Here is a 24741-nt window from a genome sequence, read left to right on the forward strand (position 1 = left end):
GCAAGGCAATCGGAGTGTAGCTCAGCCTGGTAGAGCACTGCGTTCGGGACGCAGGGGTCGCATGTTCGAATCATGTCACTCCGACCAAAAAATCTGCGAAAAGCCCTGATTTCAGGGCTTTTTTCGTTTGAGCCGTTACCACAGAGCATGACAAGCTGTTTGCGCTCTGGTGAATCCCGTTTGTTGCTCTCCAGGCGATCATGCTTCGCCTGTGCGCGAGTTCATTTTGGGGTGCGATACAGTGACTTAGTCATATGTCACCGCAATTCCGGCGAAGTCCGAAACGGCGCTTCTTCAAGAAGCGGTCCTGCCTAGCGTTCGGAGTCGATGCTCAGGGCGAGTGTGGTGTTGCCCAAAGCGGCTTTGACCGGCGGCGATAACAGATCGCCCTTGGCCGGCTCGGCGTTGCCGCTGCGCGAGACTCGCGCACTGATCGTGACTTCGCTGTATTGGGAGATGCGTTTGCCGGGGACTACGGCGTGCGAGTCGTCGAGGCGGAATTCGATCGGGAAATCGTTGCCCTGGTAACGCCAGACGGCCAGTGGAGCGCCACCTTCCGGCGACTTGGCAACCACGAAGACGGTATCTCCCGGCGCGACACGAGCGGCGAATTTCGGTGCCAGACTGACGATGCCGGCCACGTGAGCGCTTGGCGCCGCCGCGGCGCCTGGTATCGGGCTCTTGCCCGCGCGAAGGGCTTCCGCTTCGGCGATATTCGCTTCGGCGAGTCGGGCCTCCATCGAGTTGACCTCGGCCGCTGTCTTGAGACGCTTCCAGAAGGCGATCGCCGCCCCGTAATCCTTGCGATCGAAGGCTTCGCTGCCCGACAAGGCGAGCGCCTTGAGGTGTTTCGCATCCTTGGCGACGGCACGTTTCACCAGGTTGCGTGCGTCGTCATCCCATTTGCCAGCCTTGGCCATCACCTGTGCATCGGCCCAGTCGGCGAGCAACTGCGCATCCGACGAAAGCAGCCGGTCGGCTTTGGCATAGGCGGCGGCCGCCTCGGGGTATCGCCGCAACTCGCTGTAGGTCTTGCCGAGCAAGGCCCAGCCTTCTCCATTCTCCGGGTCCGCCGCCAGCTTGTCGGCCAGTCGCTTGGCCATCGTTTCCAGGTCGCCTCCCGAGTTGGCCTGTCCCATGGAGGGCATCGCAGCAGCCTTTACTGGCGGTTCTCCCACCTTGGCGGCAACATCGGCCCACCACTCGGGGGCAGCCTTGACCTCGCTGACGGGTTTCTCGCCCAGTTTCTGGATGCCGAACGTTACGGCGAGCGCGACGACGCCAGCCGCCAGCAGCCACCAGGTCAGCCTGCCTTTCGAGGCCGGGGCGGCCTGGGCGATCAGTGCCGCATGCAAGGCTTCCTGGCGGCGGGCGAACTCGTCGGCGTCGATCGTTCCGGCGGCCTTCGCGTTCAGCAAGGCGCGCAATTCGGCCAGAGGTTTCTGGCGCGACAGATATTTCCAGCCTCCCCAGAACAGCAGGGAAAGCAGTGTTGCAGCGAGAACGAAATAGTAGGCCTGTGACATCGTTTTTTTACCTATCAGCGGGAATCAGCGAAGATCCCAGCGTACGCCGAGATATAGATATTGACGGCGATACTTGCCGGGCGCCGGACCGGTCGTGCGCGAATCGCTGTAACCCAATTCGCTTTCGATCGAGAAATCCCCGAGTTGGCGGGTCAGCTTGAGGCTGGGGGAATACTGCTGCAGGCGGCTGCCGTCGTCGCCGGATTGTCCGTAATAGCGGGCGTTGCCTTCCAGGCGCCAGTTGTCGCCAAGGGGCAGGACGTAGCTGATTCCGAGATTTCGTCCGCGATACGTTTCCCCCGTCACATAGCCGAGGTAAATGACGCCGACGCCGTTGGCGACGAAAAGATTGGTGCCGACGGCCTGGGCCGACACCATGTGCGTCCTGCCCGATGCGGCGGAACTGGCCTGGCAGGTTTTCGTGATCATGTCGTAGGAATCGGCGACGCAGAGTCCCATTTCCGAGATGCGCAGCGTGCCGCGCGGCCCATCGACGCAGAGCGGATCGCTCGGGTTGGCGTCATCCTGCAATTCCTTGCACATCTGGGAGAGCGGGATCTGTGCATTGGTCCCGGATATTTCCGCTCTCCGGTAATCGAGACCGAGCTGCCAGCGCTCGCCGATCGGCATTGTCATGCCGGCAGCGAACATTTCGGACAAGGCGGTCGTCTCCTTCGCCAGTTGCCGGCTACGCCTGATGCCGAGGTTGTCGATCATTTCGTTGACTGTCGTATAGCCCGCCGTGGCCAGGGCGTTGGTCAGGCTGTAGGAAGGCGTCTGGCGGTAATCGTAAGAGAGGAAGTAGTTGTTGCCGGCGTTGTCGAGGTAGTTGGCCTGCATCATGCCGATGTTGATGCCCTGGTAGAGCAGATCGTAATCGAGCATGCCGTAGCCGGTCAGCTGCCCGTCGAAATAGCGTACTTCGGAGCCCAGCGCGCGTCGGTTGAGGTAGCCGTCGAGATTTTGCTCGATCGCGTAGAGACTGACGCCCGGACGCGCCAGTTGCGGCAGTAATTCGACGCTGGCCCCGTAGAATGTCTTCCGGAAGTGCGAACCGAACTCGACAGCCGAGCCATAGACCCCGCCCAGCTTCCAGGTCCCGTTCATGCTGTAGCTGCCGCTGATGCCGTCGAAACGTTCGAGGACGCCGGCGCCGTTCGGATTCTGGCGGCCGAGGCGGACCGAGTACCCGATATCGCGGTCGGAACGCTCGACGTAGGCTGTGTAGATACGGTTGTAGTTGCGCGACGGTTGCATGAAGTTCCGGCTATCGGTGTCGCGGAAGACGATCCTCGTGTCGCTGGCGCCGTCGCGCAGGCGGGCATTGACTCCGACCGACGAGATGGCGGATTCCTGGTCGCGTTGCATGCGGCCGCCATCGAAGGCGGAACGGCCGGTGAACAGATAGGATGAAACGCTGCCGTTGACCGTCCATTCGGCAGGGCGATCGTCGCGAACCGGTGCCCGCGCCGTTGCTCGGCGGCTGACGTCTTCGGCTGGCAGCGCGGCGAGCCGGGTCCGGATTGCGGGGGCAGCGGCGGCCTCCGGATAAAGCTTCAGGAAAAGCTCGTACTCCGCTTTCGCCTTGGCGATCTCGCCATTCTTCTCCCGGGCTTCGCCCAGCAGGGCTTGCGCTGCGATGGTCTGGGCATTGGCCGGCAGGCCGAGCACCCGGTTCAAGCGGTTGATCGCCCGCGGGTAATCGCTCTGGGCCAGCGCCTCCCGGCCTTCGCGCAGGAAAGTTGCGGCGCGTTCCTCGACCCGCTCCGGGGTATCCGGGACAGTGGCCCCTTCTTTTTCGGGGGCGGGGGTGTTCTGCAGCGAGGAGCTACCTTGCAGCAAGAGCGCACTCGCCTCCGCCTTTTCCGCTGGCGGGGAGGGGGCCACGGCGGGGGCGGCGAGCTCCTGCGGGAGTGCCTCTGCCAACTGCAGCGTTGCCGGCGCGGCTGCTGCTGTCTGGCTGCCCGCCGTCTGCGGCACCAGAATCACGATGCTGCGGCTGTCGTTGCCGGGGCGCACCGTGAAGCTGGTCGATCGGGCAAAGGAAACCAGCATGGCATTGACCAGTTCCGGGTAGATCAGTGTAAACGACGGAGCGAGGTTGGTTTTTGGCGAGCTGCGAACCTCCTGCATGAGGTCGCTTTCGGCGAAGCCCGGCTTTGTGACACGGAAAAATATGCGCAGCTGCCGGCCTTCGCGGTCGGGCGCATGGCGCAGGTACTGGATTTCGGTTGCGAAACGGATGGTGATCTGTGCCTGGCTGCCGAGCGGGGTGACTTCGACCCCGTCGATCACGCTGGCGCTGGCCTGGGCGCACAACGCCAGGGCCAGAAACACGCTATTCCGGCAAGCGCGCAGCGCAACTCGGAGAAGGTTTCTCCAGATCATTCCTTCACTCACGCTTAATCCCATGCCGTAAAGAGCTTGCCTTTGGAACCCAGCGGTTTGTGGCAGCCGGCAGCCGAACAGTCGGTCGCCTTGGTCGTCCGGCTCTCGTGGGTCAGCGATTTCTTCTCCATGCCGCCGAGGAAGCTGGTGCCGCTCAGGTGGCAGGTCTTGCAAATCAGTCCGCTCGGTGCCGCCGCGCCGTGATTCATGCGGACCGTGGCAAACGAAGCGGTGCTGGTGTGGCAATTGGAGCACTCGTTGCCGGGCAGGCCGCTCAGCGTCGTCGGAATATGGTTGCTCGGCTTGGCGACGACGCCGACAAAGCGGGTGTCGTGGCAGGTCGCGCAGGTCCCGGCCGCCACCCCAGCGTGGGTGAAGCTGGCTACCGGCGTCCACGCGTTGCGGTTGTGGCAGGCGTCGCAGGCGGCCGTGGTCGGCAGATGCGAAGCGGGTTTGAAGTCCATTCCGGGATAACTGGCGGTGTGGCAGGTCGCGCAGCTACCCGCGGCAACCCCGGTGTGCGCGTACGGCGTGATCGTCGGCAACCAGGCGCCGCCCGTGCGATGGCAGACCTCGCAGGACTGGCTGGTCGGGATGTGGAGGGCAGGTTTGCCGCTTGCCGTCGTCCCGTTATGGCAGTTGGCGCAGGTCTTGCCGGCGAGCTGGGCTGCCGTGTGCGCGAAGCTGGTCGGCGACCAGGCCGTCGTCGTGTGACAGCTGTCGCAGGACTGCGTCGTCTGGATGTGGCTTGCCGGCTTGGCCTGGGCATTCTGAGCGGTGAAGGCGCCGTTGTGGCAGTTGCCGCACTGGCCGCTGCTCCCCGCGTGGTTCATGGTGGCCGGCGCGAAAGCCGTGAAGTTCTTGTGGCAGCTATCGCATTGCGCAGTCGTCGGAATGTGTGCCGTCGGCTTGGCCAGCGCATGCTGCGCGACGTAGCTGCCGCCATGGCAGCTCGCGCAGTTGCCGGCGCTGCCGGCATGGCTCATCCGGGTCGGCGCGAAGGCGCTGTAGTTCTGGTGGCAGGTGTCGCATTGCGCCGTCGTCGGAATGTGCGTCGCCGGCTTGGCCAGGGCGCCGCGGACCGTGCCGTTGTGGCAGTTGGCGCAGGTGCCGGCGGCGCTCGCCGGGTGCGTGAAGTTGGGGGTGCTCCAGGTGGTGGTCGACGCATGGCAGGTGTCGCATTGCGCGCTGGTTGCGACGTGGCTGGCCGGCTTGCTCTGGGCATTGACCGCGACATAGGCGCCGCCGTGGCAACTGCTGCACTTGCCGGCGCTGCCCGCGTGGTTCATCTGGGCCGGGGCGAAGGCGACGTAGTTCTTGTGGCAACTGTCGCAGGCGGCGCTGGTGGGAATGTGGCTGGCCGGCTTGCCGAGGGCGGTGCTGCCGTTGTGACAGCCGGCGCAACTGCCGGCGGTAACGCCGGTGTGCGAGTAGCTTGCCGGCTTCCAGGCGGTCGTGCCGTGACAGGCGTCGCAGGACTGGCTGGTTGGCAGGTGGCTTGCCGGCTTGGCCTGGGCATTCAGCGAGGTATAGCTGCCGCTGTGGCAGGTGGCGCAGGCGCCGGCAGTTCCGGCATGGTTCATCGCGGCCGGCGCAAAGGCCGTGAAGTTCTTGTGGCAGCTATCGCACTGACCGCTGGTCGGCACGTGGTTGGTCGATTTGCCGAGCGCGCTGACGCCGTGGCAGGTCGAGCAGCCACCGTTGCCGATGCTGATCGACGGCGCGTGCGTGTAGTTCATGTTGGTGGACCACGAGGTCGTCGATTTGTGGCAGCTGTCGCACTGGGCGCTGGTCGGCGTATGCGTTGCCGGCTTGCTCTGGGCGTTCTGACTGAGGTAGGCGCCACTGTGGCAGGTCGAGCACTGGCCGGCGGTCGCCGCGCCATGCACCATCGTCGCCGGCGACCAGGCGGTGAAGCCGCGGGTGTGGCAGGTATCGCACTGCGCCGTCACTGGAATGTGCGTGGTCGGCTTGGCCAGCGCATTGACCGCGACGTAGGCGCCGCCATGGCAGGTCGAACACTGGCCGGCGAGACCGGTGTGGTTCATCGTGGCCGGCTTGAAGGACTGCTGGTTCTTGTGGCAGCTATCGCAGGCGGCGCTGGTCGGAATATGCGTCGTCGGTTTGCCCAGCGCCGTCGTGCCGTTGTGGCAGTTGGCGCAGACGCCCGGCGGGCTGGCGTGGACGAAGCTCGCCGTTGCCCAGCTCGTCGTCGAGCTGTGGCAGGTATCGCACTGCGCGTTGGTGCTGACGTGGCTGGCCGGCTTGCTTTGCGCATTCACCGCGACATAGGCGCCGCCATGACAACTGGCGCACTGGCCGGCGAGGCCGGTGTGGTTCATCTGGGCCGGGGCGAAGGCGACGTAATTTTTGTGACAGCTGTCGCAGGCCGCCGAGGTGGGAATATGCGTCGTGCTCTTGCCTGTTGCGTTGCTGCCGTTGTGGCAGGTGGCGCAACTGCCGCCGGTGACGCCGCTGTGGGTGAAGCTGGTCGGCTTCCAGGCGGTGGTCGTGTGGCAGGTGTCGCAGGACTGGGTGCTGGGAACGTGGGTCGCCGGTTTGGCGCGTGCGCCCAGCGTAGTGTAGGCGCCACCATGGCAACTCGCGCAGTTGTTGGCGGTGCCGGCGTGATTCATCCGCGCCGGGGCGAAGGCGGTGAAATTCTGGTGGCAGCTGTCGCACTGGGCGCTGGTCGGCAGGTGGTTGGTCGATTTGCCGAGCGCGGTCGTCCCGTTGTGGCAGGTGGCGCAGCCGCCACCGCCGATGGTGACGTTTGCCGCGTGCCGGTAACTGACGTTGGTCGACCAGGAGGTCGTCGACTGATGGCAGGTCGAGCACTGCTCGCTGGTCGCGATATGGGTCACCGGCTTGCTCTGCGCGTTTTGCGAGAGATAGGCGCCGCCATGGCAGGTTGAGCAGCCCTGGGCCTTGACGCTGCTCAGGCTGTGGTCCATCAGCGACGGCGACCAGGCGACGAAACCGTTGCGGTGGCAGCTATCGCACTGCTCGCTGACCGGAATGTGCGCCGCCGGCTTGGCCTGGGCGTTGGCAAAAGTGTAGTTGCCGCTGTGGCACCACGAACATTTGCTCGCGGTCCCGGCGTGATTCATCCGGGCCGGCTTGAAGGCGGTGAAATTGCTGTGGCAGCTGTCGCATTGCGCGCTGGTCGGAACGTGGTTGGTCGGCTTGCCGAGCGCCGTCTTGCCGTGGCAGCTGTCGCAGCTGCCGGCCGCGCTCGCCGGGTGCGCGTAGCTGACCGTCGCCCAGCTGGTCGTCGAGCCGTGGCAGGTGTCGCACTGCGCCGTCGTCGCGACGTGCGTTGCCGGTTTGACCTGGGCGTTCACCGCGAGGTAGCCGCCGGCGTGGCAGGTCGCGCATTGCCCGGCGAGTCCGGCATGGTTCATCTGGGCGGGAGCGAAGGCGGCGTAATTCTTGTGGCAACTGTCGCAGGCGGCGGTGGTCGGGATATGCCCGGCATTCTTGCCGCGTGCGTTGCTGCCGTTGTGACAGTTGCTGCAACTGCCGGCGCTGACCCCCTGGTGGGCGAAGGCGGTCGGTTTCCAGGCGGTGGTCGTGTGGCAGGTGTCGCAGGATTGGGTGGTCGTGATGTGGGTGGCCGGCTTGGCCTGCGCATTGACGACGTTGTAGGTGCCGTTGTGGCAGGTCGCGCATTGTCCGGCCGTGCCGGCGTGGTTCATGGCGGCCGGCGCGAAAGCGGTGAACGTGGCATGGCAACTGTCGCACTGAGCGTTCGTCGGAATGTGTCCGGCCGGCTTGCCGAGCGCGCTGCCGCCGTTATGGCAGCTGGCGCAGCCGCCCTTGCCGATCACGACACTGTTGGGATGGACATAGTTGACGGCGGTGGACCACGACGTCGTCGAGCGGTGGCAGGTGTCGCAGGACTGGCTCGTGCTGACGTGGCTGGGCGGCTTCTGCTGGGCATTCTGGGCAAGATAGGCACCGCTGTGGCAGGTGGCGCAGCTTTGCGCCTTCACCGACGCCAGGTTGTGGTCCATCGTCGCCGGCGACCAGTTGACGTAGCCGCTCTTGTGGCAGCTGTCGCACTGCTCGCTGACCCGGATGTGGCTGCTCGGCATGGGTTGCGCGTTCTTCGCCGCATAGCTCGCGTTGTGGCAGGTCGAACACTGGCCGGCAGTCGCCGTGTGGTTCATCTGGGCCGGCTTGAAACTGCTGAAGTTCTTGTGGCAGTCCGAGCAGGCCTGGCCCGCCGTTGGAATGTGGCCGCCAGGCATGCCAAGCGCGGTCGATCCATTGTGGCAGCTGGCACAACGTCCCCAGGCCGTGCTGTCGTGGACGTAGGCGACCGTCGCCCAACTGCTGGTCGAGGCATGGCAGGTATCGCACTGGGCGGTCGTCGTCACGTGGCTGGCCGGCTTGGCCCGCGCATTGACCGCGGTATATGCGCCGCCGTGACAGCTCTGGCACTGCCCGGCAAGGCCGGCGTGGTTCATCGCGGCGGGCGCGAAGGCGGTGAAATTGGTATGGCAGCTATCGCAGGCCGCGCTGGTCGGAATGTGCGTTGCCGGTTTGGTCAGGCCGCGCCCGGCGGTGCCGTTGTGGCAGTTGCTGGCGCAGTTGCCGCTGCCGATGCGGACCGGTACCGAGGCATGGTCGAAAGTCTGCGTCGCCCAGCTGGTGGTCGATTTGTGGCAGCTCGAGCATTCGGCGCTCGTCGCAATGTGGGTCGCCGGTTTTTGCTGGGCGTTCTGGGCCAGGTAGCCGCCGCTGTGGCAGGTCGAGCACTGGCTGAGACCGCTGTGATTCATCTGCGCCGGCGACCAGGTGGTGTAGCTGGCATCCTTGTGGCAGCTGTCGCAGGCGGCGCTGCTCGGGATATGCGCCGCCGACTTGGCTTGTGCGCCCAGGCTGGTGTAGGCGCCGCTGTGGCAGCTGGCACAGGCGACGCCGGCGCTCGTCGCATGATTCATGCGGGCCGGCTTGAAGGCGGTGAAGCTGGTGCCGTGACAGCTGTCGCAACTGGCGCTGGTCGGAATGTGGGCGGCCGGCTTGCCGAGGGCGCTGACACCGTTGTGGCAGTCGGCGCAGGTCTTGCCCTGCAGAACCTGGGGCGTATGCGCGAAGCTGACCGTGGCCCAGCTCTGGTAGCCGTTGCCGTGACAGGTGTCGCAGGACTGGCTGGTCTGGATGTGGGTCGCCGGTTTGGCCAGCGCGTTCTGCGCGACATAGGCGCCGCCGTGGCAGGTGGCACAGGCGACGCTCGCCGTCGCCGCATGATTCATCGCGGCCGGCTGGAAGGACGAGAAATTCTTGTGGCAGCTGTCGCACTGTGCCGTGGTCGGGATGTGATTGGTCGGCTTGCCCAGGGCCCGGCTGCCGTGACAGCTATCGCAGCGACCGGCGGCGCTGCTGTCGTGGGCGAAACTGACGGTCGCCCAGGATTTCGTGGACTGGTGGCAGCTATCGCATTGCCGCGTCGTGCTGACGTGGCTTGCCGGCTTCTGCTGTGCGTTCTGGGAGACATAGCCGCCGTTGTGGCAGGTGGCGCACTGTCCGGCCAGCCCCTCGTGGTTCATTGCGGCTGGCGACCAGGTGGCATAGCCGCCGGTGTGACAGCTGTCGCACTGGCGGGTGGTCGGGATGTGCGTCGCCGGTTTGGCCTGGGCATTGGCGAAAGCGAAATTGCCGTTGTGGCAGCTGGCGCAATTGCCGGCGCTGCCAGCATGGTTCATCGTGACGCTGGCGAAGCCGGCAAACGTCTTGTGGCAGCTGTCGCACTGGGCGCTGGTCGGGACATGGTTGGTCGGCTTGCCGAGTGCCTGGCTGCCGTCGTGACAGGTCGAGCAACGCCCGCTGACCGGCGTGCTCGCCGCGGCATGGTTGAAGACGGCGGTCGCCCAGGTGCTGGTCGAGGCATGGCAGGTATCGCACTGGGCCGAGGTGGCGATATGCGTCGCCGGTTTGACCTGGGCATTCTGGGCCAGGTAACCGCCGCTGTGGCAGCTCGAACACTGCCGGTCGAGCCCGCCATGATTCATCCGGGCCGGGCTCCAGGAGAGGAAGCCGCCGGTATGGCAGGAGTCGCACTGGAGATTGGTCGGAATATGCCGTCCCGAGCGCCCCTGGGCATTCACCGACTGGAAGGCGCCGTTGTGACAGGACAGGCATTGCCCCTGGGTCCCGGCGTGATTCATCCGGGCCGGCCGGAAGCTGGTGAAGTTGCTGTGGCAGGAATCGCAGGCGGCACTGGTCGGGACATGCGACGGCGGTTTGCCGAGTCCGCTGGTCGTACCGTTGTGGCAGTCGGCGCAGGGTTTGCCGGGCGGGCGCAAGGCCGGGTTGGCATGATCGAAGCTGACCGTCGCCCAGGACGTCGTCGAATGGTGGCAGCTATCGCATTGCGCCCCCGCTGGCGTCGGGATGTGTGTCGCCGGTTTGCTTTGCGCTCCCTGAGTGGTGTAGCGGCCGCTGTGACAGGAGGCGCATTGTCCGTTGAGCCCGGCGTGATTCATCCGCGCCGGGGAGAAGGCGGTAAATCCTTGGTGACAGGTATCGCAGGCCGCCGCCGTCGGCACGTGGTCGACTTTCTTGCCGGTGGCCTTGCCTCCGTCGTGACAGTTGGTACAGGTTCCCGGCTGGACGCCGGCGTGCGGATTGGCCGCCGGCAACCAGGCGGTCGTGCCGTGGCAGCTTCCGCAGCTCGCTGTCGTCTGGATGTGGGTCGCCGGTTTGGCCTGCGCATTGGCGCCCAGGTGTCCGCCGCTGTGGCAGCTCTGGCAGTTGCTCGCAGTGACGCCGACTTCCGGCCGGATGCCGTGCCCGCCGCCCGCCTGGACGAAACCACTCGGTTTGTCGGCCCAGGATGTCGCACCTGAGCGGTGGCAGCTGTCACAGGCCGCCGTCGTCGGAATGTGGCTGGCCGGCTTGCCCGGCGCCCGCGCGCCCGGTCCGGCATGGCAGTTGACGCAGGCGCGTGGCGTGCCGCGCAGGACGCCGTTGGTGTGGCAGGACTCGCAGGCGACACTCCGGTGGGTATTGTCGAGCAGAAAACCGGTGGTGGCGTGGTCGAAGCGCAACGTGTGCCCCTCCTGGCCGAGCGCGGCCGGCTGCTGCCCGAGCAAGCTCCAGGCGACGGCGAGAAGGAGGAGGATTTGGCGCAGGAAGCGTCGCAAGGCGTTAAACCGTTGATTCAGTCAGGCGTATCCACAATCAGAAGGGGCGACGCCATGAACTGAGCGCCGATTTTGTGGGAATTTATCACACACAGTTTGTAGGGGCTAGTGTTTTACCTGTCGCCAGTTGCTATCGACATGGCAGTGTTCGCACTGGGCACCGAATCCGCCGTGATGGACGTCGTCGGCGATGTGGCAGGCGACGCAGGCGCGGACCGGTTTTTCCGGCCGCCCGGCGCCTCCTTTGTGGCAGTCGCGGCAGTCGATGCGGCGGTGACCGCCGGTCAGCGGAAAGCGCGTCGTGCTGTGATCGAAATCCCAGCTTTTCCAGGTTCCCGTGTAGTGGCAGGTCTCGCATTTCCTGCCAAAGCCGCCCTTGTGCTTGTCGTCCTTGTCGTGGCAGGCGTTGCACGCCGTCGGTGCATCCTTGAAGGCCGGCGTCTCGTGGCATTTCCGGCATTCGACGCGGACGTGACTGCCGGTCAGCGGAAAACGCGACAAGCGGTGATCGAAGGGCGTGTCCTTCCATTTCTTTTCATCGTGGCAGGACTCGCATTTGCTGCCGAGTTGCCCCTTGTGCTTGTCGTCCTTGCGGTGGCAGGCAATGCACTGGCTCTCCAGCTTGCTGCGGAAGATATTGCCCTTCTCGGGCAAATGGCAGTTGTCGCAACGGGTTTCGCGGTGCTTGCCCTTCAGCGGATAGCGCGTTTCCCGATCATGGTCGTAGCTGCTGCTTTTCCAGTCGCGCGCCGAATGGCAGCTGCCGCATTTTTCGCCGTAGCGCCCGCGGTGCCCCTTTTCCTCGTCGTTCTTGCGGTGGCAACTGATGCAGGCCGTGTCCACCTTGTACTGGCGCGGCCCGGCGCCGGCGCTGAGCTTGTGACAGGACTCGCACTTGGCATCCTTGTGTTTGTCGCGCAGCGGAAACTTGCTGGTCTCGTGATCGAAGGCGGTGGTTTTCCAGCCGCGTTCGTTGTGGCAGTTCTCGCACTTTTCACCCAGTTCGCCGCGGTGCCCCTTCTTCTGATCGTCGGCCTTGTGGCAGGAATAACAGCGGGTCGGCAGCTTGACCTTGTAGATGGGGCCCTTCTCGGGCAGGTGGCAGGTATTGCACTTGGCCTGCCGATGCTTGCCGCGTAGCGGGTAATCGGTATCCTGATCGTGCTCGAAGATGCTTTCCTTCCAGCTCCGGTCGTCATGGCAGGACTCGCACTTGGTGCCATAGCGCCCGCGGTGTCCCTTTTCCTGATCGATTTTCTCGTGGCAGCCGTTGCAGGTCAGCGGCGTGTTGCGGTAGGTCTTGTCTTCGTGACAAGACTTGCACTTGACGTCCTGGTGCTTGCCGCCGCGCAGCGGAAACTTGGTCTTTTCGTGGTCGAAGCGGGTTTCCGTCCAGTTCTTCTCGCCGTGACAGGACTCGCACTTGCTGCCGAGATGGCCCTGGTGCCCCTTTTCCTGGTCGTCCTTCTTGTGGCAGTCGATGCAGGCATGCGCTGTCTCGCGGTAGCGGGTGCCGGCCCGGTGGCAACTGTCGCAGCGCGCCTCGCGGTGTGCGCCGCGCAGGTCGAAGTCGGTCTGTCCGTGGTCGAACTTCTTCTTGTCGACGACGGCGATGCGGGCGCCGCGTCCCTTGTGCTCCGTGTGGCAGTTGTGGCAGGTCTTTTCGCTGGACTTGCCGTGCAGTCGCCGGCGGTTTTTGACGTCGCCGGCGATCTCCTTGTGGCAGTCGAGACAGAGTTGGTTCTGTGCTTTCTTGTCGAAGCGCCGGTGGCACTGCTCGCACTGCTGCTCGTACTTGGCGTGTCCCTGGATCACCTCGCCCGGCATCAGGGCCTTTTCGACCGACTGCCCGTACGCGCCGAACGCCAGTAGCAGACCGGCCGCGAGGCAAAGCCAGCGGCCGAACTGCCTAATACATGTGTACGGCGATGACATGGACGATTCCGCTGAACGCCAGCAGGTAGAGGAAAGGCAGATGCACGACATGCCAGAGCGAAAACAGGCGTTCCCAACGGGCCAATTGGCTTACGGCGATCACCAGGCGGATATGGCGCTCGATCCTGAACTGGGCCAGCTGCAGGCCGAGTGCCGCCACCGAGGGGGGCGTTCCGGACTCGGCCAGCCGTTGTTGCGAAGCTTGCCGGGTTTCGGCGCACAGGCGCCGGGCGAGCCGTCGGCCCTGAAGCCGCAGGGACGCGAATTTCCAGGCGCGAGCCGCCAGCGATGCCTCGCGGGCCAGCGCATGGGCGCGGAAAGCCTCCAGTTGCTGTTCGCACGCCGGGCACTCGACATAAACCGCCCCCATTTCCTGGGCGGTTGCATCCAGCTCCTGCGTCAGCTCGGAGAGTTGCAGGCGCCGGCCATGCAGGCCGGCGCTGACATGGCGGTAAATGAAACGGCCGATGATCCCGCTCACGACGACCAGCAGCATAGCGTAAAGGGCGGCAGTGGCATTCAATGAGCCGGTGCGGAAGGTCGAATGGAAAAGCACCAGCAGTGGCCCGCAGATGCCGGCGCAGACATGGAAGCGGAACCAGTGCTGCATCCGGCCGCAACGCTCGCCGAAAAGCACCTGGCGCTTGCGCAAGGGGTAAAGCAGCAGAGACAGCATCAGCAGACCGCCGACCAGGCCCAGGTAATAGCCGAAATCCGAATCTGCCGTATAGATCTCGCGGTCATGCACCCATTTGCCGAGGGCGCCCAGCGCCGCTCCCAGCGCAAACCACAAGCCGAGAAGCAGCCGGCGCTGTCCCGTGCCGAGCGGCGCTTCCTGCAGCATGCGGTTAATGACTTGATCCTCTCGCTTCACACGATCCCCTGCCCCGTTCGCCCAGCTGATTCGCCATGGTCGAATTTACGCGGTAAAATTTCACACGCATATAGGATAACAAAATTCCTCGGAGCGAACACGTTTCGATCCTGGTAGCCTGAATTTATGTCAAATATCTATTACTACCTGCCGCCCGCGCTGCTCGTTCTGCTTCCGCTGTTCTGGCACGTGCACCGTCAGACACGTCGCTCGGCCTGCCATCAGGCCGTCTTGCAGGAAGCGGCGGCGGCGGGTCTGACCGAGCCACCGTCGCTGCACCCAGTGCTCGACCTGTCGGTCTGCATGGGCTCAGGCGCCTGCGTCGCCGCCTGTCCGGAGCGGGCCCTGGGGGTCATCGACGGCAAGGGCGTGCTGATCAATCCCAGCCACTGCATCGGCCACGGCGCCTGTGCCGCCGCCTGCCCGGTCGGTGCGATCAAGCTGGTGTTCGGTACCGCCAAACGCGGGGTGGATATCCCGGAAGTCGGGCCGGATTTCGCGACCAATGTTCCCGGGATCTTCATCGCCGGCGAACTGGGCGGCATGGGGCTGATCCGCAATGCGACGCGCCAGGGGGTACAGGCGGTCGAGAGCATCACCCGGCGCCCGCGCGGCGCTGCCGAGCTCGATCTCGTCATCGTCGGCGCCGGGCCGGCCGGCATTGCGGCCTCGCTCGCCGCCGAGCGGGCCGGCCTGCGTTATGTGACGCTCGAACAGGAGGATTCCCTGGGCGGCACGACTTACCACTATCCGCGCAACAAGCTGGTGATGACGGTGCCGATGAACCTGCCGCTGATCGGTGAAATCAAGGTCCGCGAAATCACCAAGGAGGAGTTGATGACGATCTGGCAGGGCGTGCTCGACAAAGCCAGGCCGAACATCCGTTTCAGCGAGCGCATGGAAGAGATCAGCCGCGCCGGCGAGGCCTTCGAACTACGAACGGCCCGCGGCACTTATCGCACGGCCAACATCCTGCTCGCCATCGGCCGCCGCGGCACGCCGCGCAAGCTCGGCGTGCCGGGCGAGGAGCAGGCGAAAGTCGTCTATCGCCTGATCGATGCCTCACAGTACCGTGGCCAGCGGGTGCTCGTCGTCGGCGGTGGCGACAGCGCGCTGGAGGCCGCGCTTGATCTGGCCGCCGAACCAGGAACCCGGGTCACGCTGAGTTATCGCGGCCAGGCCTTCGACCGGGTCAAGCCGAAGAACCGCGAGCGCCTGGCCGAGGCCGTCGCCAACCGGCGGATCGATCAGCTGCTGGCCAGCCAGACGCTGCGCATCGAGCGCCACAGCGTGACCTTGCAGTTGCAGGAACGCCAGCTCGAACTGCCCAACGACGCGGTCATCGTCTGCGCCGGCGGCGAGCTGCCCGGCGCCATGCTGCGCAAGCTCGGCATCCAGGTCAACACGCACTACGGCGAGTAGACGCGCCGCCTCACTGCGCCAGCCGGAAGGCGTGCACGATCAGGTTGATCGACTCCGGGCTGTCCCATTCGCGGGCACCGGCGATCCTCTTGATGACCCGACCCTCCGCTGAGACCAGGAGGGTCATCGGCAGGCGATCGGCGCCGAGCATGTTTTCCAGTTGCAGGCCGCTGTCGATGTAGTGTCGGAAACGGCTGCCGGAACGGCGCAGGAAGTCGGCGGCGGCGCCACGCTCGTCGTCCGTGGAGATGCCGATCAGGTTGAACGCCTTGCCGTCGTAACGCTGCGCCAGGCGGTCGAGGGAGGCCATCTCCTGGCGGCATGGCCCGCACCAGCTGGCCCAGACGTTGATCAGCAAGGGCTTCCCGCGGAATGACGCGAGCCGCGCATTGGCGCCCGACAGGCCACGCATCTCGAGGTCGCGCAGTTGCTCGCCGATCGCCACCTCGCCGGGAGTTGCGGCGGCGACCAGCGCGCACTGCGCGAGCAGGCAGATCGGGAAAATCACCCGGCGCAGCCAGCGTTCCCCTGCTGGCGCAAGGCGGGGCCGAACGGCGGGGTGCCCGGCGCGGGCGGCGGTGTGAAAGGGCCAAATGCGGGAGGTCATGCGGACTTGTCTGATGCGTGAAGGGAGCGGGCTCGGCCTGGGGCCATCGTCTGGCGGGAAGTGGGGCGGTGAAAACTATTTTGGCGGCGCAGGATTCAGCAGGTGGCGGTCGAATTCCTGGATCAGGGCGGGCGCCGTTTCATCGAGCAGGAAGGCGCGGAACTTGGCGGCGGCGGGCATCAGGCGCTTGGCGCTCATGTTGACCACGTACCAGGTGCGCTCGATCGGCGTGCCCACCACGTCGAGCAGGCACAGGGCGTGGGTCTTGAGTTCCAGCGGCAAGGTGTGCAGCGACAGCAGGCTGACGCCCATGCCGGCCATTACCGCCTGCTTGATGGTTTCGTTGCTGCCCATGCTGATCGTCCGGGCCGGGGTGAACAGGTGGTTCTTGAACATTTCCTCGGCGACGCGCCGCGAGCCCGAGCCTTCCTCGCGCAGCAGGAAGGTCTCGTGCCGCAGTTCGTGCATCTCGAAGCGGCGGGCGTCGCGCAGCGGATGGTCGGCCGGGGCGATCAGGACGTAGGGGTGGCAGGCCATCGGCTCGCCGTGCGCGTCGATTTCCTGCGGAATGCGGCCCATGATCGCCAGGTCGATGGCGTTGTCCTGCAGCTTCTGCAAGAGCGCCTGGCGGTTGCCGACGCTGAACTGGACATCGACCCCGGGGTGCTGCTGGGCGAACTTGGCGAGCAGGCGCGGCATGAAATACTTGGCGGTGCTGACCAGACCGACCGAAATCTGGCCGCTTTCGGCGCCGTTCAGCGCCTGCAGGCTGGCTTCCGCGTCCTTGATCTCGCCCAGGATGCGCAGCGCGTGATGGACCAGCAACTCACCGGCGCCGGTCAGCGCGACACCGCGCCCCATGCGCTCGAACAGCGGCAGGCCGACGTTGTCTTCGAGCTGCTTGAGTTGCATCGACACCGCCGGCGGCGTCAGGTGCAGCTCCTCGGCGGCGCGGGCGTAGCTGAGGTGGCGGGCGGCGACGACGAAGATCTGGAGCTGGCGCAGGGTCAGGTTGCGAACGAAGTTCATGTTTTTCTGAACTGGAGCGATGAAAAATTCGGAATCGCTTAACTCTAGGCGTCGCATCGGCCAGCGTCAACGGGTCAGATTCAGGTAGATCAGCGGCAACTGCTCGGGCAACTGCTCGATCCGGTCGAGGACACGCCAGCGCCGGCCGAAGATTTGCGCCACGTAGGCGTCGGCCTTGGGGTCGAGGCTGAGGCAGAAGCAGTCGATGCCGCTCGCCGCCAGTTCGGAGACCGCCTGGCGGCTGTCGGCGAGCAGGTAGTCGGGGTCGCTGACGTCGATGTCGGCCGGTTCGCCGTCGGTCAGCACGAGCAGCAGACGCCTCTCGCTGCGGCGGGCGGCGAGCTGGCGGCCGCCGTGCCGGAGCGCCGCCCCCAGGCGCGTGGACCAGCCGGCTTCGACGGCCGCCAGGCGTGCCTTGACCGCGTCGTCCCAGCTTTCCGAGAAGCCCTTGAGGTGGTGGTAGCGGACCTCGTGCCGGGTGTTCGAGTGGAAGCCGGCGATGGCGCAGGCGTCGCCAAGCTGGTCGATGGCCCAGGCGAGCAGGGCGACCGCCTCGCGCGCGGTGTCGAGCACGCGCTGCCCGCTGCCCGGCAGCGTGGCGTTGAGCGATTGCGAGAGGTCGAGCAGCAGCAGCACGCTGATGTCGCGGCCGGCGGTGCGCTGGCTGATTTCGATGCGGGCTTCGGGCAGCCGCCCGCTCTGCCAGTCGACGAGGGCGTCGATGGCGACGTCAAGGTCGAGTTCGCTGCCGTTTTCGCGGTAGCGCTCGCGCACCCTGGCCTGCGGCTTGACCAGGTCGAGCAGGCGCTTGAGGCGGCGGGCGAGTACGGCGTGGCGGGCAAGCAGCGCGTCGATGTCGGCGGCGCGTCCGGCCGGGTGCAGGGCTTCGTAGACCGCCGCCCAGTCCGGCAGGTAGCTCTGGCTGGCGGCGTCCCATTCCGGGTAGTGACGCGGCGGCAGGCCGTTCGCTTCGGGGGCGGCGGCGCGCGGCGGCGGGGTGAAGGATTCCTCCTCGTCGCCGGCCTCGATGAAGGTCCACAGATGGCGGTTGTCGTCGCGGTAATCGACCTCGGTGTCGGCGAAATGCACCTGGGCGAACTGGTCGCTGGGCAGCCGGCTGCGGCTGGCATAGGCGAGCGCCAGTTCGGCCATCGCCCGGGTCGAGGCGGCGCCGGCCGCCAGTTGCGCGGCGAAACGGTCGGCGAACTCGTCGATCAGCGGGTCCGGGTCGCGGTAATCGCGGTCGATGCAGGCGCGCGACAGCCGGGTCAGGCGGTGGCGCAAGGTATTTTCGCGGGCCGGGTCGCAGGCGTCGGCGGCCGGCTTCGGGTGCAGCGCCAGCAGAATCCGGCGCAGCCCGGGATAGCGATGGACGATCAACGCGTCGATGCGGGCATCCTCGAAAGCTTCGACGCTCAGGCGCTGCAGCGGGCTCCAGTTGTCGGCGACGAGCGGCGTGCTCCAGCGGCGGTGGCCGCTCAGGTGGGCGAGCATCGCCCGGTAGCGGTCGCTGCCGGAAACCCCGGCACGCTCGTCGAGGACGTCCGGCAGGCGCATGCCGTCGGCGGCCAGGTAGGGCTGCTGGCGTGCCTCGATGAAGGCGGTCGAGTACGGAACGAGCAGGCTGTCGTCCTGCCACAGACCCTGCTGGCTGAGGACGAGGCGGCGCTCGACGTCGGCGAACAAGGTGCCGGCGCGCTGTTGCTGGAGCAGGGCGCGGCTTTCCGGCGAGCGCAGCGCGAAATACTCGCGCAGGCGCTCCGGGTGCTCGCCGCTCAGGCGGATGCCGTCTTCCAGCCAGCGCCGGACGCCGGCCAGCGAAACCAGGGCGAGGAGCTGCGGTGCGACGCGCAGGAATTCGGGCAGTGCCGGGCTGGCCTGGGTGACCTGGCGGCCGTGGATCGAGCCCGAGGTGCGTGCCGCCAGATCGCGCACCAGGCGCAGGTAGTGGCCGAGCGCCAGCGCGCTGCGCAGGCGTTCGGCGACGCCGCCCAGGGTTTGCAGCAGCGGCGTCAGGGCTGGGCCGTTGGGCGATTTCTGCAACTCGCCGATGGTCTCGAGGAGCAGCGGCAACGCCTCGTCCTGGGGGATCGTCGCCACCACGCGCGGCCAGCCTTCGAGAAAGGCCAGCGGCGGTTCGGTACCCCGGCCCAGTTTGCCGAGCAGGCGGGCGGTTTCAAGAAAGGCAGGGAGTTCGTCGTCGGTGAGCGCTTGCTTCGCCGCCGCGTAGCAGTCGTCGAAGACGTCGGCGACGCTAGCAAATCCGCAGTCGAGCGTGGCCCAGGCCGCTTGTGCTTCGGGGTTGGCCATCAGCCGCTGGCGGGCGTCGGCCACTTGGCGGATGCCGGGGACGGCCATGATGCTCAGCCGAAAATCGCGGCGATGGCGTGGTCGAGACTGTCGATGATGTCCGGATCGTCGGTGATCGGCCGCACCATCGCCATCCGGCAGGCGTCGGCCGGCGCGGTGCCCTGGCCGATCAGGCTGGCCGCATAGACGATCAGGCGGGTCGAGATGCCTTCGTCGAGGCCGTGCCCCTTCAGCCGCCGGCCGACCTGGGCGAGTTCGACGAGACGCCCGGCGAGGTCGGCGGCAATGCCGGTCTCGCGGCAGACGATGGCGGTTTCCAGCGCGCTCTCCGGATAGTCGAACTGGAAGGCGGCAAAGCGCTGCTTGGTCGATTGCTTGAGGTCCTTCACCAGGCTCTGGTAGCCCGGGTTGTAGGAAATCACCAGCTGGAAGTCGGGGTGTGCCGCCACCAGCTCGCCCTTCTTGTCGAGCGGCAGCGTGCGCCGGTGATCGGTCAGCGGGTGGATGACGACCAGCGTGTCCTGGCGCGCCTCGACGATCTCGTCGAGGTAGCAGATGGCGCCGAGGCGCGCCGCCAGCGTCAGCGGGCCGTCCTGCCAGCGGGTGCCGCCGGCGTCGAGCAGGAAGCGGCCGACCAGGTCGGCGGCCGTCATGTCTTCGTTGCAGGCCACCGTGATCAACGGCTTGCCCAGCTTCCAGGCCATGTGCTCGACGAAGCGCGACTTGCCGCAGCCGGTCGGCCCCTTCAGCATGACCGGCAGGCGGGCGGCGTAGGCCGCTTCGTACAGTTCGATTTCCTTGCCTTGCGGCTGGTAGAAGGGTTCCTGGCGAACCCGGAAGTCGTCGGCGGTGGGCATGGCGGGCTTCCTTTGCGGCTGGGGTGAAAAAACCCCGCCAAAGCGGGGTTGGTGAATGCTTACTTATGGACGCCGAGCTTTTCCCGCCAGCCGGGATAGATCTTGTCGGCATCGTTCGGGAAGGAGACGAAGGCGCGGGCGAATTCCGGGTGTTCCTTCGCCCATTCGATCGGGTCGGCCTTGGCCTTCCAGCATTCGTAAGCCTGGCGCAGCGACTTGGCGCCGGCGGCCGGGCTGTCGATGTGGCCGTAGGCGCCGCCGCCCGCCGTGTTGATCACGTTGCCGTGGCCGAGGTTTTCGAAGAAGCCGGGCAGGCGCAGCGCGTTCATGCCGCCAGAGATGATCGGCGTCGTCGGTTTCATGCCGTACCACTCCTGGTGGTAGGCCGGGCCGCTGTAGCTGTCGCGCTCGATGATGTAGGCGATGGCGCGGTCGTCCTTGTCGCCTTCCATCTTGCCGTAGCCCATGGTGCCGACGTGGATGCCGGAAGCGCCCTGCAGGCGGCTCATCTTGGCCAGCACGTAGGCGGTGTAGCCGCGCTTGCTCTGCGGGCTGGTGACGGCGCCGTGGCCGGCGCGGTGGTAATGCAGGTACTGGTTGGGGAAGTAGCGGCGGGCGGTGGTGACCATGCCCGGGCCGCCGACGTAACCGTCGACCAGGAAGGCGACCTTGTCGGCATCCGGGCCGAAGGTTTCGAGGATGTATTCGCCGCGCGCGATCATTTCGCCGTGGTAGTCGGCGGTGATGTTGGCGGAGAAGATCTTGGCCTCGCCGGTTTCGTCCATCGCCCGCTTCATCGCGTCGTACACCAGGGGCATGACCTTCTTCACCGGCGCGAACACCTGGTTGCCCTGCGGTTCGTCGTTCTTGATGAAGTCGCCGCCGAGCCAGAACTGGTAGGCGGCGGCGGCGAAGGGTTCGGGGCGCAGGCCGAGCTTGGGCTTGATGATGGTGCCGGCGATGTAACCGCCATCGACAACCGGCCGGCCGAGGACGCGCCAGAGGTCGGCGATGTCCTTGGCCGGGCCGTCGAACAGCTCGATGGCGCGGCGCGGCACGTAGAAGTCGTACATCTTGGCGTATTCGATGTCGCCCATGCCCTGGTTGTTGCCGATGGTCAGCGTCAGGAAGGAGACGATCATCATCCGGCCATCGACCACGTTGCGGTCGAAGAGGTCGAGCGGATAGGCGATGCGCATCTCCTCGCCGGCCTCGTCGATGTGATAGACCAGCGCATCGACGCCCTTGGTGAATTCGTCGGTGGTGCACACCTCGACGTTGGTGCCGGTCGACGACTCGGCAGCGAAGTGCGCGGCAGCCTCCAGGTAACCGTAACCGGCCTTCGGCTTCATCTTGTAGGCGCAGAGGATGTGGCGGCCGCCGGCGATCAGGTCGTCTTCCCTGAGGCTGAGGTCGGCGTAGCGGTTCGATTGGTCCATCGTCTTGTCTCCGTGTGTGGTTGTGCGGTCTGCTGCGGCGATGGAGCGAATATTAGGAAGAGCGAAAGATAAATAACAGTCACGTATTTTTACCGGGGTGTTCAGCAAAAATTTACGATCAGGTCGATGAGCCCAGGGAACTTTTCGGCGTGACGGGAAACAAAAACGCTCCGATCAAATTACCTACTGCGGGGTATCACATGGACCAACTGTCCCTCATCGGTGTCGGCTTTGCCGTCGCCATCTTCGGCCTGGCCTGCTTCATGGCTTTGAAGCTGGCCTCGAAGAAGGCGTATCACTGATCTGCCGGCGCCGGGATTTCCCGGCGTTTTTCATGGTGCAGGGGGAAACAGGTCCTTCGGGGCGATGCCTTGCAGGCTATCGACCACCCGCCAGGCAGCGCTGAAGTCCTGGTCGCGCGAGTATTCGCCACGGCAGACCAGGCAGCGCAGGCCGGCAGCGTACGCCGCGTCCAGGCCGTTGGCCGAATCCTCGATGGCGAGACAGGCGGCGGCCGGCAGGCCCAGGCGCTCGCGCACCCAGTCGTAGATGTCGGGCGCCGGCTTCTTGGCCGGCACGACGTCGCCGGCGCCGATCACCGCGAACCAGCCGGCAGCATCCGGCGCCAGACTGGCGCGCAACAGCGCGTGTACATTCTCCGGCGCGGTCGTCGTCGCGATCGCCAGCCGCCAGCCGGCGGCCCGCGCCGCACCGATCAGTTCGGCGACGCCGGGGCGCAACGGAATGGCGCCGGCGGCGACGCGCCGCACATAGTGCGCGGTCTTCACCCGGTGCAGTTGCTGCACCAGTTCCCCGAAATCCGCCGCGGCCGCCCGCCGCGGATCGTAACGTCCGGCGAAATGCCGGATGCGTTCCTTGCCGCCGGTGACAGCCAGCAGTTCGCCATAGAGGCGGGCGTCCCAGACCCAGGGCAGGCCGAATTCGGCAAAGGCAGCGTTGAACGCCGGCAGGTGGCCGTCGCGCTCGGTTTCGGCGAGCGTGCCATCGACATCGAAGATCAGGGCGGGCGCGGTTTGCATGCTCGCCAAGATAGTGCGGCGGCCGCGCGATCGCCAGTCAGGAATCCTGAACCCTGGGCTCAGGGTTGTTTAATCAGCAATGATTTATGAATAAATTAAAAAATACTGACTAGGCCTTAATTCACAAGTAACTTATCTTGAGCTCCAACACGGTAACAAACCAATGACTGGAGACATCATGCTATTCGGACGCACCACGCTGTCGAAGTTCGTCATCGAGCACACCCGCGGCCAGCACAGCGACATGGGCGCCCTGCTGATCGACGTTGCAGCGGCGGTCAAGGGCATCTCGGCGCTGGTCGGCAAGGGGGCGCTGTCCGGCTTTTCCGGTTCCGCCGCGTCGACCAACGTGCAGGGCGAAGAGCAGAAGAAGATCGACGTCCTGGCCAACGAGGCCATCCTGCGCCACTGCGAATGGGGCGGCCAGCTTGCCGGCATGGCGTCGGAGGAGATGGACGAACCCTACACTATCCCCGACGCCTACCCGCGCGGCCGCTACCTGCTGGTCTTCGACCCGCTCGACGGCTCGTCGAACAGCGACGTGAACGTTTCGGTTGGCACCATTTTCTCGATCCTGCAGCGGCCGCAGGCCGGTGACGCGACGAGCGCCGACTTCCTGCGCCCGGGCGCCGAACAGGTTGCCGCCGGCTACGCCATCTACGGGCCGGCGACCATGCTGGTGCTGAGCGTCGGCACCGGTACCCACGCCTTCACGCTGGACCGCGAGAGCGGCAACTTCATCCTCACCCATGCCGACATCCGGGTGCCGGCAGCGACCCGCGAGTTCGCCATCAACACCTCCAACGAGCGCTTCTGGGAACCGCCGGTGCAGCGTTACGTCGCCGAGTGCAAGGCGGGCAAGACCGGCGACCGCGGCGCCGATTTCAACATGCGCTGGATCGCCTCGATGGTTGCCGAAGTGCATCGCATCCTGATGCGCGGCGGCATCTTCATGTATCCCAAGGACAGCAAGGACCCGGGCAAGCCCGGGCGCCTGCGCCTGCTCTACGAAGCCAACCCGATGGCGATGCTGATCGAGCAGGCCGGCGGCGCCGCCAGCACCGGCCGCGGGCGCATCCTCGACGTCGCGCCGGAAGCGCTGCACCAGCGCGTGCCGGTGATCCTCGGTTCGCGCGAGGAAGTCGAACGGCTCGAACGCTACCACCAGGAGTTCGACGCCGGTACCGACCGCCCCTACGCCTCGCCGCTGTTCGCCGAACGCTCGCTGTTCCGCGACTAGCCCACCGCATTTCCTATCCCCGGAGTTCCCGCCATGTCCGTCAAACATCCGATCATCGCCATCACCGGTTCGTCCGGCGCCGGCACCAGCACGGTGATGCAGAGTTTCCAGCACATCTTCCGGCGCGAGAAGATCAACGCCCAGATCGTCGAGGGCGATTCCTTCCATCGCTACGACCGGCTGTCGATGCGCGCCGAGATGAAGGCGCAGGGGGAACAGGGCAACGTCAATTTCAGCCACTTCGGCCCGGAAGCCAACCTGCTCGAAGAACTGCAGGACCTCTTCAGGAGCTACGGCAGGGACGGCCGCGGCAAGGTGCGCAAGTACCTGCACGACGCCGCCGAGGCCGCGCCCTGGCAGCAGGAGCCCGGCACCTTCACGCCCTGGCAGGACATCCCGGCCGCTACCGACCTGATGTTCTACGAAGGACTGCACGGCGCCTGGAGTGGCGACGGCATCGACATCGCCGCCCAGGTCGATCTCTGCGTCGGCGTCGTGCCGATCATCAACCTGGAGTGGATCCAGAAACTGCACCGCGACCAGAAGATGCGCGGCTACTCGCAGGAAGCCGTGGTCGACACCATCCTGCGCAGGATGCCCGACTACGTGAACCACATCTGCTCGCAGTTCGGCCGCACCCACGTCAATTTCCAGCGCGTGCCGATCGTCGATACCTCCAACCCCTTCATCGCCCGCGACATCCCGTCGGCCGACGAAAGCATGGTGGTGATCCGCTTCGCCAACCCGAAAGGGATCGACTTCCAGTACCTGATCAACATGCTGCACGGCTCGATGATGACCCGCCCGAACACGCTGGTCGTGCCCGGCGGCAAGATGGGGCTGGCGATGCAGATGATCTTCACGCCGATGATCCTGCGTCTGATGGACCAGAAGCGGCGCGCCTGAGACGGACGGATATTTCA

General features: G+C 65.8%; 14 protein-coding genes and 1 tRNA gene. 4 read left to right on the forward strand and 11 right to left on the reverse strand.

Annotation, left to right across the window (positions count from 1 at the left end):
- Positions 1–10: 10 nt before the first annotated feature.
- Positions 11–87: transfer RNA gene (locus AC0KWY_RS17485), tRNA-Pro, on the forward strand.
- 224 nt (positions 88–311) lie between these two features.
- Here the strand turns inward: AC0KWY_RS17485 and AC0KWY_RS17490 are convergent.
- The 5 genes from AC0KWY_RS17490 to AC0KWY_RS17510 all read right to left on the reverse strand — a co-directional run bounded on the left by AC0KWY_RS17490 (position 312) and on the right by AC0KWY_RS17510 (position 13874).
- Positions 312–1526, reverse strand: a complete 1215-nt coding sequence (locus tag AC0KWY_RS17490) for a tetratricopeptide repeat protein (protein ID WP_474026747.1) — start codon at positions 1524–1526, stop codon at positions 312–314.
- 24 nt (positions 1527–1550) lie between these two features.
- Complete coding sequence (locus AC0KWY_RS17495) at positions 1551–3863, reverse strand: tetratricopeptide repeat protein (protein ID WP_474026748.1); 2313 nt, start codon at positions 3861–3863, stop codon at positions 1551–1553.
- Between the two features lie 65 nt (positions 3864–3928).
- Complete coding sequence (locus AC0KWY_RS17500; RefSeq protein WP_474026750.1) at positions 3929–11065, reverse strand: cytochrome c3 family protein; 7137 nt, start codon at positions 11063–11065, stop codon at positions 3929–3931.
- 105 nt (positions 11066–11170) lie between these two features.
- On the reverse strand, positions 11171–13000 hold the full coding sequence (locus AC0KWY_RS17505) for a cytochrome c3 family protein (protein ID WP_474026751.1): 1830 nt from the start codon (positions 12998–13000) through the stop codon (positions 11171–11173).
- Positions 12975–13874 carry a hypothetical protein gene (locus AC0KWY_RS17510; RefSeq protein ID WP_474026753.1) on the reverse strand — a complete coding sequence of 300 codons (900 nt, stop codon included), beginning with the start codon at positions 13872–13874 and terminating at the stop codon, positions 12975–12977. The genes AC0KWY_RS17505 and AC0KWY_RS17510 overlap by 26 nt, the downstream gene beginning before the upstream one ends.
- A 126-nt stretch (positions 13875–14000) precedes the next feature.
- On the opposite strand from AC0KWY_RS17510, the gene AC0KWY_RS17515 reads away from it, so the two are divergent.
- Positions 14001–15296 (forward strand): NAD(P)-binding domain-containing protein, encoded by a 1296-nt coding sequence (locus AC0KWY_RS17515; RefSeq protein ID WP_474026754.1) that lies wholly within the window; start codon positions 14001–14003, stop codon positions 15294–15296.
- A gap of 10 nt (positions 15297–15306) precedes the next feature.
- On the opposite strand, the gene AC0KWY_RS17520 is transcribed toward AC0KWY_RS17515, so the two are convergent.
- From AC0KWY_RS17520 to AC0KWY_RS17545, 6 genes are all read right to left on the reverse strand, one after another.
- Entirely contained in the window at positions 15307–15903 is a 597-nt protein-coding gene (locus tag AC0KWY_RS17520; protein ID WP_474026756.1) for a TlpA family protein disulfide reductase, read from the reverse strand.
- 75 nt (positions 15904–15978) lie between these two features.
- Positions 15979–16932, reverse strand: a complete 954-nt coding sequence (locus tag AC0KWY_RS17525; protein WP_474026758.1) for a LysR substrate-binding domain-containing protein — start codon at positions 16930–16932, stop codon at positions 15979–15981.
- 66 nt (positions 16933–16998) lie between these two features.
- Positions 16999–19290 carry a nitric oxide reductase activation protein NorD gene (locus tag AC0KWY_RS17530; protein ID WP_474026759.1) on the reverse strand — a complete coding sequence of 764 codons (2292 nt, stop codon included), beginning with the start codon at positions 19288–19290 and terminating at the stop codon, positions 16999–17001.
- Between the two features lie 5 nt (positions 19291–19295).
- Positions 19296–20099: an AAA family ATPase gene (locus AC0KWY_RS17535; protein WP_474026761.1), complete on the reverse strand. Its 804-nt coding sequence runs from the start codon at positions 20097–20099 to the stop codon at positions 19296–19298.
- Between the two features lie 59 nt (positions 20100–20158).
- On the reverse strand, positions 20159–21538 hold the full coding sequence (locus tag AC0KWY_RS17540; protein WP_474026762.1) for a ribulose-bisphosphate carboxylase: 1380 nt from the start codon (positions 21536–21538) through the stop codon (positions 20159–20161).
- 332 nt (positions 21539–21870) lie between these two features.
- Complete coding sequence (locus AC0KWY_RS17545) at positions 21871–22578, reverse strand: HAD family hydrolase (RefSeq protein ID WP_474026764.1); 708 nt, start codon at positions 22576–22578, stop codon at positions 21871–21873.
- A 178-nt stretch (positions 22579–22756) separates the two neighbouring features.
- On the opposite strand from AC0KWY_RS17545, the gene AC0KWY_RS17550 reads away from it, so the two are divergent.
- Together AC0KWY_RS17550 and AC0KWY_RS17555 are read left to right on the forward strand one after the other, a co-directional pair.
- Positions 22757–23818, forward strand: a complete 1062-nt coding sequence (locus AC0KWY_RS17550; protein ID WP_474026766.1) for a class 1 fructose-bisphosphatase — start codon at positions 22757–22759, stop codon at positions 23816–23818.
- Positions 23819–23851: 33 nt separating this feature from the next.
- Positions 23852–24724 carry a phosphoribulokinase gene (locus AC0KWY_RS17555; RefSeq protein WP_474026768.1) on the forward strand — a complete coding sequence of 291 codons (873 nt, stop codon included), beginning with the start codon at positions 23852–23854 and terminating at the stop codon, positions 24722–24724.
- The last annotated feature ends 17 nt before the right edge of the window (positions 24725–24741 follow it).

The sequence above is a fragment of the Azonexus sp. MM2026_4 genome (assembly GCF_055901855.1).